Source organism: Burkholderia territorii (assembly GCF_001718335.1).
In the GTDB taxonomy this organism is placed as follows: Bacteria; Pseudomonadota; Gammaproteobacteria; order Burkholderiales; family Burkholderiaceae; genus Burkholderia; species Burkholderia territorii.
Map to the genome: position 1 here is coordinate 1,228,760 of NZ_CP013366.1, position 14,227 is coordinate 1,242,986.

The 14,227-nt window shown below is 68.0% G+C and carries 15 protein-coding genes; 12 read left to right on the forward strand and 3 right to left on the reverse strand.

The window, feature by feature from the left end; translation table 11 throughout:
* Nucleotides 1–17: 17 nt before the first annotated feature.
* Genes WS51_RS16355 through WS51_RS16395 form a run of 9 tightly spaced genes read left to right on the forward strand, consistent with a single transcriptional unit; the run spans nt 18 to nt 8,204 of the window.
* Complete coding sequence (locus tag WS51_RS16355) at nt 18–1,748, forward strand: GspE/PulE family protein (protein ID WP_236872389.1); 1,731 nt, start codon at nt 18–20, stop codon at nt 1,746–1,748.
* Nucleotides 1,729–2,595, forward strand: a complete 867-nt coding sequence (locus WS51_RS16360; RefSeq protein ID WP_069229447.1) for a hypothetical protein — start codon at nt 1,729–1,731, stop codon at nt 2,593–2,595. The genes WS51_RS16355 and WS51_RS16360 overlap by 20 nt, the downstream gene beginning before the upstream one ends.
* Entirely contained in the window at nt 2,592–3,122 is a 531-nt protein-coding gene (locus WS51_RS16365) for a hypothetical protein (RefSeq protein WP_059545951.1), read from the forward strand. The genes WS51_RS16360 and WS51_RS16365 overlap by 4 nt, the downstream gene beginning before the upstream one ends.
* Nucleotides 3,119–3,685: a hypothetical protein gene (locus WS51_RS16370; RefSeq protein WP_059449442.1), complete on the forward strand. Its 567-nt coding sequence runs from the start codon at nt 3,119–3,121 to the stop codon at nt 3,683–3,685. Before WS51_RS16365 ends, WS51_RS16370 begins: the two co-directional genes overlap by 4 nt.
* Nucleotides 3,682–4,308 carry a hypothetical protein gene (locus WS51_RS16375; protein ID WP_059505950.1) on the forward strand — a complete coding sequence of 209 codons (627 nt, stop codon included), beginning with the start codon at nt 3,682–3,684 and terminating at the stop codon, nt 4,306–4,308. The genes WS51_RS16370 and WS51_RS16375 overlap by 4 nt, the downstream gene beginning before the upstream one ends.
* Nucleotides 4,309–6,636, forward strand: coding sequence for a type IV pilus secretin PilQ (locus WS51_RS16380; protein WP_069229448.1), 2,328 nt, complete (start codon nt 4,309–4,311; stop codon nt 6,634–6,636).
* A gap of 3 nt (nt 6,637–6,639) precedes the next feature.
* Nucleotides 6,640–7,182 carry a type II secretion system protein gene (locus WS51_RS16385; RefSeq protein WP_069229449.1) on the forward strand — a complete coding sequence of 181 codons (543 nt, stop codon included), beginning with the start codon at nt 6,640–6,642 and terminating at the stop codon, nt 7,180–7,182.
* A 9-nt stretch (nt 7,183–7,191) separates the two neighbouring features.
* Nucleotides 7,192–7,596 (forward strand): type II secretion system protein, encoded by a 405-nt coding sequence (locus WS51_RS16390; protein ID WP_069229450.1) that lies wholly within the window; start codon nt 7,192–7,194, stop codon nt 7,594–7,596.
* The gene (locus tag WS51_RS16395) at nt 7,593–8,204 is read left to right on the forward strand and encodes a type II secretion system protein (protein ID WP_069229451.1); all 612 of its coding nucleotides are present in this window, start codon (nt 7,593–7,595) and stop codon (nt 8,202–8,204) included. Before WS51_RS16390 ends, WS51_RS16395 begins: the two co-directional genes overlap by 4 nt.
* Before the next feature lie 126 nt (nt 8,205–8,330).
* Here WS51_RS16395 and WS51_RS16400 read toward each other — a convergent pair whose 3' ends face one another.
* The 3 genes from WS51_RS16400 to WS51_RS16410 form a co-directional block, all read right to left on the reverse strand.
* Nucleotides 8,331–10,289 (reverse strand): PhoX family protein, encoded by a 1,959-nt coding sequence (locus WS51_RS16400; protein WP_059449436.1) that lies wholly within the window; start codon nt 10,287–10,289, stop codon nt 8,331–8,333.
* A gap of 213 nt (nt 10,290–10,502) precedes the next feature.
* Entirely contained in the window at nt 10,503–11,696 is a 1,194-nt protein-coding gene (locus WS51_RS16405; protein WP_069229452.1) for an ammonium transporter, read from the reverse strand.
* Between the two features lie 242 nt (nt 11,697–11,938).
* Nucleotides 11,939–12,271 (reverse strand): hypothetical protein, encoded by a 333-nt coding sequence (locus WS51_RS16410; protein WP_059870294.1) that lies wholly within the window; start codon nt 12,269–12,271, stop codon nt 11,939–11,941.
* 193 nt (nt 12,272–12,464) lie between these two features.
* Here WS51_RS16410 and WS51_RS16415 point away from each other — a divergent pair, with 193 nt between their 5' ends.
* From WS51_RS16415 to WS51_RS16425, 3 genes are all read left to right on the forward strand, one after another.
* Nucleotides 12,465–12,893, forward strand: a complete 429-nt coding sequence (locus WS51_RS16415) for a hypothetical protein (RefSeq protein WP_059449433.1) — start codon at nt 12,465–12,467, stop codon at nt 12,891–12,893.
* Between the two features lie 97 nt (nt 12,894–12,990).
* Nucleotides 12,991–13,446, forward strand: coding sequence for an Rrf2 family transcriptional regulator (locus WS51_RS16420; protein ID WP_069229453.1), 456 nt, complete (start codon nt 12,991–12,993; stop codon nt 13,444–13,446).
* A 126-nt stretch (nt 13,447–13,572) separates the two neighbouring features.
* The gene (locus tag WS51_RS16425; protein WP_059769858.1) at nt 13,573–14,214 is read left to right on the forward strand and encodes an NAD(P)-dependent oxidoreductase; all 642 of its coding nucleotides are present in this window, start codon (nt 13,573–13,575) and stop codon (nt 14,212–14,214) included.
* The last annotated feature ends 13 nt before the right edge of the window (nt 14,215–14,227 follow it).

Consider the following 14,227-nt stretch of genomic DNA (forward strand, 5'->3'; position numbering starts at 1 on the left):
CCGTCCTGGAGACGCGCGTGGACACCGTCACTTCTCCCCTCGAACCCGATCCCGGTCCCGGTCCCGACGCGGATGCCGGACTGCGCGACCTGCTTCGCACACTCGGCGAGCGCCACGGGTCCGGCATCCGCGCACTCGAGGCGTTGACGGCGCACACGGCGCTCGGCGCCGACGAAATGCGCGAGCGGCTTGCGACGCAGTTCCGGATGAAGGCGATCGGCATACGCGAGCTGAACCGGCTGGAGCCGGATTTCGAGCTCGTGCCGTTCGTCGAGGCGATGGCGCGTCTTTGCGTGTGCCTGCGCGATCCTGACGGCGGCGCGTTGCTGTTCGCGATCGCCGATCCGCTCGATGCCCGCACGCGCGGCTGGGTCGAACACCGGATGCGTGCGCATCCGGCGCTGCCGTACCAATGGGCGCTGGCGAGCGCGGGCGACCTGAGCGCGTATCTTGCGGTGCGCGAGAAGGACATCCGCGCGATGGATTCGCTCGCGTTCGACGATCCGGTCCAGTGCGTGCCCGATCCGGCGTCGCTCGCGTTGACGCTGCAGGGCATCAGCAGCGACGACAGCCCGGTGGTGCGCCTGCTCAATTCGACGATCTACGATGCGCTCAAGATGCTGGCGAGCGACATCCATCTCGAATGCAGGGCGACCGGCCTGATGATCAAGTGCCGCGTCGACGGCGTGTTGACGGTGGTGGGACGGGTGGAAGGCCGCGACGTCGCCGACCAGGTGCTGTCGCGCGTGAAGGTGATCTCGGAGCTCGATATCGCCGAGCGCCGCATACCGCAGGACGGGCGCTTCAAGGCGATGTACGCGGGACGCGAAATCGATTTTCGCGTGTCGATCATGCCGAATCAGTTCGGCGAGGACGCGGTGTTGCGCATTCTCGACCGCTATCAGCTGTCCCAGGCGTCGGGCGGCCTGACGCTCGAGGCACTGGGGTTCCAGCCGGCCGACACGCGCTTCATGCGGTCGGTCGCGTCGATGCCGTACGGGATGCTGCTCGTCACGGGCCCGACCGGCAGCGGCAAGACCACGACACTTTACGCAATCCTCACCGAAATCAACAACGGGCTCGAGAAGATCGTGACGATCGAGGATCCGGTCGAGTACCAGCTCGGCGAGATCCTGCAGATTCCGGTCAACGAGGCGAAGGGCCTGACGTTCGCGCGCGGCTTGCGCTCGATCCTGCGGCACGACCCGGACAAGATCATGGTCGGCGAAATCCGCGATCCCGAAACGGCACAGATCGCCGTGCAGGCCGCACTGACCGGCCATCAGGTGTTCACCACCGTGCATGCGAACAACGTGTTCGACGTGATCGGCCGGTTCACGAACATGGAGGTCGATCCGTACAGCTTCGTATCGGCGCTGAACGGGGTCATCGCGCAGCGGCTGTTGCGCCAGTGCTGCCCGGAGTGTCTCGACGACGACCCGGTGGATGCGGATGCGCTCGCCCGCTCGGGCATCGATCCGGATACGGCAGGCAGCTATCTGTTTCGCCGCGGCACCGGGTGTGCGATGTGCCGCGGCAGCGGCTATCGCGGCCGACGGGCGATCGCGGAGGCGCTGCGCATGAACGACGAACTGCGGCAGCTGCTGTCCGAGCGCGCGCCGCTCGGGCAGATCAAGGCCGCGGCGCTGCGCTACGGGATGACGACGTTGCGGGCGTCGGCGATCGACCTGGTGAGGCGCGGTGAAACGACGCTCGAGGAGATCAATCGTGTCACCATGGTCGAATGAACGTGTTGCCGTCGGCGTCGGCACGCGCGAGATCGTCGCCGGCATCCGGTCGCGCGCACCGTGGCGGCCGGGCCGCCGCGCGTTCGTCGCCGATCCGCTGAGCATCGTCATTCCCGACGAGCAGTTCGGCAGCGAGACGGCGATGCTCGATGCGCTGCAGGCCGCGCTTGCTGCGACGCGCGGTGCCGCTGGCGGCGCGAAGCGGGCACCGGCGCACGGCGCGCACGTCGTGCTCGACGATTTCTGGTGCTGTCATGCGATCCTGCGCGGAGACTTCCGCGCGCTGCACGCACGCGAGCTCGAGGAAATAGCGCTTGCGCATTTCGCCGACACGTGCGGTGTCGCCGCCGAGTCGCTGGTCGCGCGCGTCGACGTGCGGCAGGGCGGCCGCGCGCTCTTCGCCAGCGCGTTGCCGCGCACGCTGTACGACGGCATTCTCGACACGGGCGCATCCGGCGACGTGCGGATCCGCTGCCTGCGCGCGGCACTCCCCGAGACGCTCAACCGGTTCGCGGTGAAGCCGGACGGCGACGCGATGCTGCTCGTCGTCGGCGAAGCGCTGTTGCAGGCCGTCATGATCGAGCGCGGCGAGTGGGCCGCGTACGACACGCAGCGCCTCTTTCCGGGCGAGGCCGGCGACGCGTCGCGGCTTGCCGAGCTCGCCGAGCAACTGTTCGAGCGCTCGGCGATGCGCACGGGCCTGAAGTGCGACGTGTGCACGGTCTATCTGTCGGGCGCCGAGCTGGACGCCGGGCCGTTCGACGCGCGCTTCGCCGCGGCCGTCCTGCCGGGCCGCACGGCGCTCGACGGCTCGCCCGCGCGCCGGTTGCTGGAGTACGCGTCATGATCCGCACGCTCGACATCGATTTTTGCCGGCGCCGTGCGCGCATCGGCACGAGCGGGGCGATCCTGCTCGGCGTCGCCGCGTTGCTGTGGGCCATGTGCGCCGTCCGGCTCTGGCACGCGTATGCGGAAAACGATCGCGTCAGGGAGAGCCTCGCGGTCGTCCAGCATCGCGTGTTCGCGCAGCAGCACGTCGCGAAGCCGCCGCCGAGCGCGGCCGCGCGGCTCGCGGAAAAGCAGAGCCAGGCCGTGCTGCGCGAACTGACCGTGCCGTGGCAGACGCTCTTCTCGATCGTCGAGGACTACCCCGGCCACGACGTCGCGCTGATCGGCATCGACCAGAACCCGGCGCAGGGCCAGATTCGCATCACGGCCGAAGCGAAGGATCCTGACGCGATGATCGCGTACCTGAAGTACTTGCAGACGAGCGTCGTGTTGCGCGAGGCGACGCTCAACGGTCATCTGGTCGAGGAGAACGTGGCGGGCAAGCCGGTGCGTTTCCAGATCACGGCCGTCTGGAGAAAATCATGAAAGCCGATCGTTTCGCGGACCGCCTGCTCACGCTTCGCTTCGAGTGGCGGCGCGCATTCGGTGTGCCGGGGCTCGCCGGGGTCCTGATGCTTGGCGCGGCGGGTATCACGTACGCGGCAATCGCGGGCGTCGAGTCCGACACGCGCGCGATGCTCGCGCCATCCGGCGTCGTGCGCGCCGCGCGCGGGCATCATCCCGCCGAGGTGCGCGGCACGGCGGCGGATGCGGTGGCGCTCGACGCGCTGCCCGCGCTTTTTCCGCCTGCCTCGCAAAGCGCGGACGACATCGCATCGATCTTCGAACAGGCCCGCGACAGCCATCTGGCACTCGGGTCCGCCGAGTATCAGATGACGACCGAGTCGGGCGCACGCTTCTCGCGCTATCAGGTGCTGCTGCCGGTGAAGGACGAGTACGGCGCGATCCGGCATTTTCTCGCGTCGGTGCTGAATCACGTACCGAACGCGGCGCTGCAGGAAATCCACGTCGAGCGCCCGGCAGTGGGCAGCAGCATTCTCGATGCACGGGTGCGTTTCGAACTCGTTTATCGGAGCGCCCAGCCATGATTTCCGCCGTCATGAAGCCCGCTTCACGTACGCGGCTCGCGTTCGTGCTCGGTTGCCTGGTCGTCGCCGGTACCGGATATCGCGTGCTGGTGGCGGCGATGCAGCAGCCGGCGCCGGCCGCCGCACCCGGCATCGTTCATCGTGCCGGTGCGCGGCCGGCGTCCGCGCCGGCAAGCGCGCACGTCGCGCCGGCGTCGCGCGCCGCGTCGGCCGCGTCGGCGGCGTCCGCACCCGCGTCGGTGCCTGTGGCGCACGATGCGCCGCCGACGCCGCGGGAGCGGCTCGCCGCATTGCGTGCGCCCGTGTCGGTCGACGCGGCGCACGATCCGTTCACCGCGTCGTCGTGGCTGCCGCCGCCGCCCGTCGTGCCGCCGCCGCCCGAGACGCGGCCGGCGCCGCCGACCGCGCCGCCGGTGCCGTTCGTCTATCTCGGCCAGCAGGATCCCAAGGCGGCGAAGCCGCAGGTGTTTCTCGGCAACGGCGATCAGTTGCTGATCGTGTCGCCGGGCGATGTGATCGACGGTCAGTATCGCGTCGATTCGGTGTCCGAGTCGAATGTGATGCTCACCTATCTGCCGTTGAACCAGCCCCAGATGGTGCCCATTCCAGTAGAAGGAAAGTAAATGGAAACGCTACGTACACGGAATGCGCGCCGCACCGGGGAGGGCGGCCGGTCGACACGCCGTTGTTCCGCCGCCCCGGTCGACGCGCGACAGGCATTGCCGCACCGGTGCGCGACGAAACGCGCGCTGGCGATCGCCGTGGCGCTGCTTGCCTGCGGCGGCTGTGCGCATGTGCCGAATCTTCACGACGACCCCACCAACGCGCAGGTGAAGATCGACGCCATCCACGAGCGCAACGACGCGGTCGACCAACTGCTCGACAACGCCGACACGTTTCGCCAGCAGAACGAGTTCGACGACGCGGCGCGCTCGGTCTACATGGCGAAGCAGCTCGATCCGGCCAGCGAGCGCGCGCGGCGCATCGGCGCGATGATCGACCAGGACCGCAAGCATCTTGCGATCCTGCAGGAAGCCGATCGGATGATGAAGCGAGGTTCGTATGCGCAGGCGGCCGAACGCGTGCATCGCGTGCTGGTCGAGGATCCGGCCAATGCGATGGCGACGCGGATGCAGGCCGAACTCGACGAAAAGCGCCGCCAGCAGCACGCGGAGCGCGACGACAAGCTCGCGTCGTCGTCGATCATGCGCACCCCGGTGTCGCTGCAATTCCGCGACGCGAACGTGCGGATGGTATTCGAGGCGTTGTCGCGGACGTCCGGGCTGAACGTCATTTTCGATCGCGACGTGCGCGCCGACCTGAAGACGACGATCTTCGTGCAGAACGCATCGCTGCAGGACACGGTCGACATGATCCTGTTGCAGAACCAGCTCGACAAGAAGCAGATGAACGCGAATACGCTGTTCATCTACCCGGCGACGCCTGCTAAGGAGCTCGAGTACCAGGAGCTCAAGGTGCGCACGTTCCAGTTGTCGAACGTCGACGCGAAGCAGATCCAGTCGCTGCTGAAGAGCCTGTTGAAGGTGAAGGAGGCCGTGATCGACGAGCGCGCGAACACGGTGACGATCCGCGGCACGCCGGACATGATCAAGGTCGCCGAGGAGATGATTTCCGCCCAGGACTTGCCCGAGCCGGAGGTGATGCTCGAGGTCGAGGTGCTGGAGGTCTCGCATGACCGGATGTCGCAGCTCGGCATCAACTGGCCGAACTCGTTTACGGTGTCGACACCGAGCTCGGCCGATACGTGGGGCGTGCTGCACCATCTGCCCGTCAATGCGCTGAACGTCAGCGGGCTGTCGGCCACCGCGGACTTCAAGCTCACCGATACCGACGCGAACCTGCTTGCGAGCCCGCGCATCCGCGCGCGCAACAAGGAGAAGGCGCGCATCATGATCGGCGACAAGGTGCCGGTGATTTCGAGTTCGAGCACGCCGAGCACCAGCGGCCCGTCGTTTACGCAGATGATCCAGTACCTCGACGTGGGCATCAAGCTCGAGGTCGAGCCGCAGGTCTATCGCGACGGCGACGTCGGCATCAAGCTGAATCTCGAAGTCAGCAACATCACGAACACGATCTCGAGCGGCAACTCGCAGGGGCTGAGCTCGCTCGCCTATCAGATCGGCACGCGCAGTGCGTCGACCAGCCTGCGGCTTCGCGACGGCGAAACGCAGATCATGGGCGGCCTGATTTCGGACGAGGACCGCCGCAACGCGAACAAGGTGCCGGGTCTCGGGCAGTTGCCGGTGCTCGGCCGGCTGTTCTCGGATCACGGCGGCGATCACAAGAAGACCGAGATCGTGCTGCAGATCACGCCGCATATCGTCCGTCCGCAAGTGGCGGCCGATGCGGACACGCAGGAAGTGTGGTCGGGCACCGACGTCAACGTGCACGCCGACCAGTTGCGGCTCGATCCCGTGACGCTGAGCGCGGAGGCGGCGCCTGCGGCACCCACGGCGCCTGAGGCGAGGCCCGTTCCGGGCAGCGTCGGCGGCGGCACCTCGGGTGGCGCGGCGCCGTCGCCGCTGGAGGCCGCGGCGAACCGTGCGCAGCCGTCGCCGGCGAGCGGCGCGTTCGGGCAGCTGCCGGCCGCCCCGCGCACGACGCCGCCGCCCGACCCGTACGGCGGGCGGTTCTCGCGGCCTCAGCCGGCGTTGTCCGCGCCGGCCGCCGGGGCAGGCACGGCGGGCGGGGCAGCGGCGGCGGAGCAGCCGGCTGGCGGCGGCGCGCCCCCGCCGGGCGCACCGGCCGCCAATGAAGTCGCGCCCGCGCCGGGCACCACCGTGACGCCGGTTGCGTCGCCTGCGCCGGCCGAGCAGGCTGCCGCGACGGCCAACGCACCGGCAGCCGCGCCGACGGCCCCGCCCGCGACGCTGCAGATGCCCGCGGGCGACATCCCGAGCGAAAACCCGCTTCGCCCGGTCGGGAAGTGAGCCGTGGCCGCGCGCTACGCAGCGCCTCGGTACGGCCGTGTCGGCCGCATCGGCCTGCGCGGTTTCACGTTGATCGAGATGGTCGTCACGCTCGCGCTCGTGGCGATCCTCGCGCTCGCGATCATGCCGTTCTCCGAACTGCTCGTGCAGCGGCAGAAGGAGCAGGAGTTGAGCGCCGCGTTGCGCGAAATCCGCACGGCGCTCGATGCTTACAAGGAGGCGAGCGATGAGGGAAAGATCGAGAAGGAGGCCGAATCGTCCGGCTATCCGCCGTCGCTGATCGTGCTCGTGACGGGCGTGAAAGACGCCCGCGATCCGAAGGGCGGCCTGGTGATGTTCCTGCGCCGGGTGCCGCGCGATCCGTTCTTCACCGGAGACCCCGATACGCCGGACGCAGACACCTGGGACGTGCGTGCATACGGCACGCCGCCCGATCAGGCGGCCGACGGGCCGCCCGGCGGCATCGATCCGGGCAAGGACGTGTTCGACGTCACGTCGAAATCGGCGCGTATCGGCATCAACGGCATTCCGTACAAACAGTGGTGACGGTTCATCATGAAATCCGCTCGCATCCGCAGCACCCGCGGCTTTACGCTGATCGAAATCGTGGTCGTGATGGCCATCGTCGGCCTGCTTCTGACGTTGGCCGTGCCACGCTACATGCACAGCATCGAGCATGGCAAGGAGCAGGTGAGGCGGCAGAACCTCGCGGTGATGCGCAATGCGATCGACCAGTATTACGGCGACAACGGGCAGTATCCCGAGACGCTCGACGAACTGGTCGCGAAGCACTATTTGCGCGCGGTGCCGGTCGATCCCGTGAACGGCGACGACAAATGGGCGACGCTTGCATCGCCGGACGAGACCAAGCCGGGCGTGTACGACGTCGCGCCGGCGAGCAGCGCGCAGGGCGTGTCGCCGGGCATCGTGGCGACGGACGCGCCCGGAGCGCCGAAATGAGCGGGGCCGGGCGCCGCGTCGTGCGCGCGCCGCATGCCCGGCGCCGCGGCGGGCGACAGCGCGGGCTCGTGCTGCTTGCGCTGCTGATCGCGCTGATGCTGATGTCGATCGCGCTGGCCGGCGCGCTGGACGTCTGGTCGCTGCAGCGCCGCCGCGAGCAGGAGCGGCAACTGCTGTTCGTGGGCGACCAGTACCGGAAGGCCATCGTCAGCTATTACCGGCTCACGCGCGCGTATCCGCAAACGGTCGACGATCTGCTGGAAGACACCCGTTTCGCGAAGCCCATGCACCACCTGCGCCGCGCGTATCCGGATCCGGTCAGCGGCAAGAACGACTGGTCGTTCCTGTGGCGGGCCGACCGTTTCTACGGCCTGTACAGCAGCTCGGACGGCGCGACGGTCAAACGCGCCGGATTTCCCGATCGATACCGGGATTTCGAAGGCGCCGAGACCTATCGGCAATGGAAGTTCGTGTACCTCGCACCGGGGCTGTCCGCGCCGGTCGCCGACGCACCGGCGGTTGCACCGGCGATGCCGGCCAGTGCGGCGAGCCTGTCCGGCTTTCCGGGCGGCGCGCTGCCCGGCCAGCGCCCGGTCGGCCTGCATTGACGCGGCGGCCGCACGAAAAAAAGCGCGATGCCCGCAATGGGCATCGCGCGTAAAACGGCGTGGAGCGCCGACGAATGAAACGTGAAGAAGAAAGCGGTGCCCGGCCGACGCCGCCGGGCCGGAAGCTCAGCCCTTCGCGAGCTTGATGCTGGTCGGCTCGGCCGTCAGGTAGCCGACGCTCGCGCCGAAGCGGTCCTTGTAGTTCGCGCGCACGAGCGGATCGAGCGTCGGCTTGACCTTGTCGTGCAGCGGCGACTCCCAGTCGCCCGCGTGCTGGAAGTTGCTCATGATGTAGGTCCAGCCGTTGATCTCGTCGACCGCGTGCAGGCCCGTCGACTCGGCGCCGGCCGGGCACGACAGCACGCGCACGAGCGTTTTCGTGTCGACGTTGTACGCCCACAGGAAGTTGTTCACGTGCATGCCCGAGTCTTCGCCGATGAAGAGCGTGCGCAGCTTCTCGGAGAACTTCAGGTTGTCCGGGTTCGCGATCTTGTCCGGGTTCGCGAGGTTGCCGAGCGCATCGGCCGCGGCGAGGTCCTCGCCGACGAGCGCAGCCGGCGCGCTCATGTCGACCGGCACCCATTCGCTGTCGATCGCACCGCCCGACGTGTCGCGCTGGCCGGCCTTCAGGTTCAGCGCGTAGACGGCGCCCGCGGCGATCTTCTTGTCCACCGCGACGTCGCGCGACACCGCGTTGCCCTTGACCATCGACGTCTCGATCCGCGACATCGCCGTGTAGACGATCTTGTCCTTCGCGTTGACGGTCGTGCCTTCGAGCTTCGTGAACGCCATGCTGCCGCCGATCAGCGCCGCGTAGCGGTGCGTCTCGAGGAACGCGGCCGCCTTTTCCATCCCGGGCTTCACGCGGATCCAGTTGAACTTGCCGCCGAAGTGGATCTTCGTGTAGCTCGCGTCGTTCGGGTCGGTCGTCGTCAGGTCCATGATGTCGGACGCCTTCAGCGTGTTCGCGAGCGTCTCGATCTCGCTGCTCGTCGCGTGGCCGATCCGGATCCACGTGAGCGTCGCGCTGCCCGCGCCGACCGACGACGTCTGCGTCCACTTCGCGACGTACAGCGTGCCGGCCGACAGGTCGGCCGCCTTGTCCGCGACGAACATGAACAGGCCGCCGTTGGTCGCATCGTCACCCATCATCACCGTGCGCTGGTCCGGCATTACCTGGATCAGCTCGTGCGAGATGCGGCCGAGGCAGTAGTGCTTCTTCACCGAGCCGGTGCCGTCCGGGTTCACCGTGATCTCGGGCAGATGGCCGTAGTGATAGGGATTCGCCTTCGTCTCGTCGCCGAACGTGTTCTTGCTGAATGCCTTGAACTGCGCGTCGGTCGCGGCCTTCGTCGCGTCCGGCTCGTATTCCTCGCTCGACAGGTGCGTGCCCCACGGCGACAGGCTCGCGCCGCACGTGATCCACAGGCCGTGCGCCTTCGACGTATCGACGTTGTGATACTTGACGACCTTCAGCGCGCCGCTCGCCGGATCCTGGTCGAGCGTGATCACCGCGATCGGCGACGGCAGCTGGCCGTACTGCGACGCGCTCGCCTGGTCGCGCGTCGTGTACTCGAACTGCACGACCGCGAACACCGTGTTGCCCTTCACGCCGGCCACGTTCGCGTTCTTCAGCGTCAGCAGCGAGCTGCCGTCCGGGCAGTCCGAATAGAACTGGCGCTCCTTGCCCGCCACCGAGCGATCGATGATCGGCTGGTTGTTGATGTCGTAGTAGCCGCCCGCGAGCGTTGTGCCGCCGTTGCCGTCCGGCACCATGTCGCCCGTCACGAAGAACGGGCGGTACGCGAGCTTGAAGTTGCGCGACGAGCCGTCCGAGAACGACACCGACAGCGTCGAGCCGACCGTCGTCGTGGCCATCGCGGCCGCGTTGTCGAGCGTGGGTGCGGCCATGGCCGAGAACGCCGCCGACGTGTACGCGGCGGCGGCCGGCGTCGCCGCCGGATTGTCGTCGCCGCCGCAGCCCGTCAGCAGGGCCGGCAGCGCGAGGCCGGAGAGGGGCAGCATGGGCGCGCCGGCGAGGATCTTCAGGGCCTGACGACGGGAAGCATTGGGCAACGCGGGCATGTGGAGTCCAGTTTCGAATGTTGGAAGAATGGCCTGTCGCGACGCAGGGAATCAGCAAGCATGGCGAAGGCGAGATGAAAACTGGACCGAAGTTTAGGGACGCTAGATGAAAGTTTTTTGAATTGAAAACGTAATGATGCGTCGGGCGTCCGGCAGGCGGGCTGCCGGACGCCGGCCGGACGCGCGTTCGCGCTCAGTGGCGCTTGGTCACACTCAGTCGCGTTCGGGCGTCGCCGAGATGCGGTGGATCGACAGGTCGGCACCGTCGAATTCGGCTTCGCGCTCGAGGCGCAGGCCGACGGTCGCCTTCAGCACGCCGTACACGAGCGTGCCGCCGGCGGTGGCGATCGCGATGCCGCCGAGCGTGCCGATGAGCTGCGACACGAACGACACGCCGCCGAGGCCGCCGATCGCCGGTTGCCCGAACACGCCGGCCGCGATGCCGCCGAGCGCGCCGCACATCCCGTGCAGTGGCCACACGCCGAGCACGTCGTCGATGCGCCACTTGTTCTGCACGCAGGTGAACATCGCGACGAACAACGCGCCGGCGGCCGCCCCGGTGACGAGCGCACCGATCGGGTGCATCACGTCCGAGCCCGCGCAGACCGCGACGAGCCCCGCGAGCGGGCCGTTGTACGTGAAGCCCGGGTCATTGCGGCCGGCCATCCACGCGGCGAGCGTGCCGCCGACCATCGCCATCAGCGAGTTCACGGCGACGAGGCCGCTGATCTTGTCGAGCGTCTGCGCACTCATCACGTTGAAGCCGAACCAGCCGACCGCGAGCACCCACGCGCCGAGTGCGAGGAACGGGATGTTCGACGGCGGGTGCGCGGCGATCCGGCCGTCCTTCACATAACGGCCGTGGCGTGCGCCGAGCAGCAGCACGGCCGGCAGCGCGACCCAGCCGCCGAACGCGTGCACGACGACCGAGCCCGCGAAATCGTGGAACGGCGCGCCGAATGCCTGCGTGAGCCAGCCCTGCACGCCGAAGCGCTCGTTCCATGCGATCCCTTCGAAGAACGGATAGATGAAGCCGACGATGATCAGCGTCGCGACGAGCTGCGGATTGAATTTCGCGCGCTCGGCGATCCCGCCGGACACGATCGCGGGAATCGCCGCCGCGAACGTCAGCAGGAAGAAGAAGCGCACGAGTGCGTAGCCGCTGTGCTGCGACAGCGTGCCGATGTCGTCGAAGAACTCGACGCCGTACGCGATCGTGTAGCCGATGAAGAAGTACGCGAGCGTCGACACCGAGAAGTCGACCAGGATCTTCACGAGTGCGTTGACCTGGTTCTTCTTGCGAACCGTGCCGAGCTCGAGAAATGCAAAGCCCGCGTGCATCGCGAGCACCATGACGGCGCCGATCAACAGGAACAGTGTGTCGACGCCGGATTTCAGACCATCCATGCCGTGGCTTCCTTGCGCAAAAAACGGGCAAGGAATGCAAATATCGAGCCAAGTTGGTGAACGGGTGCGTACAAGTGGTGCGGAAGGCCGCGCGGTGCGCGATGCCGGCGATGCGTGCACGGTAGCGGGGCAGGCGGGACAAGACGTGAAGCCGTCCGGGTTGCACGCGCATGGTGCGATGCGTGCGTAACTGGTGCGTGCGATGCGCGACGTGGTGCGTCGCGATGCACCGGTCTGGCGCGTCAGCGGTAGGGGGACAGCATGCGCCAGCGCAGCCGCAGCGCGCACGCGCACCAGTAGATGGCAACGGCGGTGAGCCCGAGCGCGGCAAACGCGAGCGCGGCGAAGCCCGCGTGCGACTGGCCGTCGCCGTCGGGGCCAAGGATGCCTTGCGTGACGATCAGCGCGGCCGTCCAGAAGCCGATGACCGCTTGGGCGAGCAAGCGAGCGCACGCCCGGCGGCGCGAGCGCCCGGCCGCCCGCAGGCGCGATGCGGCCGGTGAGCGAAGGCCAAGGAACAGTGTGGCGGCGAGCGTGGCGGCCAGCGCGATGAACCAGTCGATGAGGAAAGCCATGAACGAACGGGAAGCGGACGGAGCGGATTGAAGTGTGCCCACTTTAGCGGCGGCAAGCTGGCGATTGAATCAGATAATTCTGAAATTGAAAGGCATTTTTAATCACGAGTGGTTCTTGGCCCGGTTCGACAGGCGGTATCATCGACGCTGGTTCAACCATTCAGGCCGTGCAGCGCACGGCCGGAGATCGCTGATGAAGATGAAGACCTGGCCGGCACGCCGCGTGCGAGGTTCGGTGCTGGCGGCCGCGGCCGCCGGTGCGGTGCTGTTGCTCGCAGGCTGCGAGAAGTCCGGCACGCCGGCCCCGCAACCCGATACGGCCGCGAGCGCGGCGGCCGATGCCGCGAACAGCGCGGCCAAGGCGCTCGACCAGGTGGCGAGCACCGTCAACCAGCAGATCAATGCCGCGAAGGCCGGCCTCGCGAGCGCGGCCTCGGCCGTGCCGCCGCTGTCCGCAAGCGGTCTCGCATCTGCTGCGCAGGCGCAGATCGATGCGGCCGCGTCCGCCGTCGTCGCACACGCGGCCTCGGAAGCGGGCGCGAAAATGGCGGAGGCCGGCAAGAAGCTCCAGCAGTGGAGCCAGCAGAACGCGCCGGGTGCGAAGCCGGCCAGCGGCGAGTAAGCGCACCGGGCACTTGCGGAATCCGCGAAATGTAATTATAGTGGTTACACATTGTCGCCGGCTGCCGTCCGGGCCGGCGTCACCGAGTGAGTAGGGAATGAATACCAGCAGCCGGTTCGCGTTTGCCGTACATGTGCTTGCCTTGCTGTCGATGCAGGAAGGTGTGCCGCTGTCGTCCGACATCATCGCGGGTAGCGTGAACACGAATCCGGCGCTGATTCGCCGTCTGCTGTCGATGGTGGCGGCCGCGGGGCTGACCACGTCGCAGCTCGGTGCGGGCGGCGGTGCGCTGCTGGCGCGCGAGCCCGGCGAGATCACCTTGCTCGACGTGTATCGCGCGGTCGACGATGCGCAGCTGTTCGCGCTGCATCGCGAGGCGCCGAACCCCGCGTGTCTCGTCGGGCGGCACATCCAGGGCGTGCTGATCGACTATATCGGCGACGCGCAGCGCGCGATGGAAGCCTCGCTTGCCACGCGCACGCTCGCTGACGTCACGGCCGACGTGCTCGAATCGGAGCAACGCAGCCGGCCGGCGGGCAGCACGGGCGGCTGATCCCGGGCAACGAATGAAGCAGCGCGGGACGCCGGGTGTCTCGCACGGCGCGACGGAGCATTGCTCCGTTTTTTTCGGTCTTATATGTAATTGCTGTAGTTACTTTTTATTTCTGGAGAAATCGACATGACGCAACGTACCTTGAACATCGCCCTGTTCGGCGCCACCGGGATGATCGGCTCGCGCATCGCCGCGGAGGCCGTGCGCCGCGGCCATCGCGTGACCGCGCTGTCGCGCCACCCGGGCGCGGCCGGCGACGGCATCACCGCGAAGGCGGCGGACCTGTTCGACGCGGCCAGCATCGCGGCCGCGCTGCCGGGCCATGACGTCGTCGCGAGCGCGTACAGCCAGAAGCAGGACGAGCCCGCGAAGATCGTCGCCGCGGCCAAGGCGCTGGTCGAAAGCACGCGGAAGGCGGGCTTGAAGCGGCTCGTGGTGGTGGGCGGCGCCGGTTCGCTCGAAGTCGCGCCGGGCAAGCAGCTGGTCGACACCGAAGGCTTCCCGGACGCGTACAAGGCGGTCGCGCTCGCGCACCGCGATGCGCTCGATTATCTGAAGACGGTCACCGATCTCGACTGGACGTTCTTCGCGCCGGCGGCCCTGATCGCGCCGGGCGAGCGTACGGGCACGTTCCGCACGGGCGCGGGCAAGCTGATCGTGGACGCGGAGGGCAACAGCAGGATCTCGGCGGAAGACTACGCGGTCGCGTTCGTCGATGCGCTCGAGCAACACGGCTTCGTGCGCGAGATCGCGACGGTCGCGTATTGAGCGATCTCACGGC